Here is a 230-nt window from a genome sequence, read left to right on the forward strand (position 1 = left end):
ATTAATCAGCCACACAGAAAGTATGAGGACTACAGCAGCTAGCGGAGCAACGGCAGTAAGAAGCGTTGTCTCTCCTACTTCCGGCATCTTTTCCAAGGCTTTACTCTCACGCATTGAGACCGTGTGCGCCATAGCGAGGATTGCAGCGAGCGGAATATACGTGAAAAGGTTATCAAAGACGGCTAACCCTTCAATAGCGTATGCAGCTAGTGCGGACAATAGGATTACTC

The 230-nt window shown here is 48.7% G+C and carries 1 protein-coding gene; it reads right to left on the minus strand.

The window, feature by feature from the left end; genetic code table 11:
• Positions 1-230: hypothetical protein (locus tag H6A07_RS10120; protein ID WP_204814782.1), on the minus strand; the 230-nt coding region annotated here is incomplete at both ends.

The organism is Olsenella uli (assembly GCF_016899935.1).
In the GTDB taxonomy this organism is placed as follows: Bacteria; Actinomycetota; Coriobacteriia; order Coriobacteriales; family Atopobiaceae; genus Thermophilibacter; species Thermophilibacter uli_B.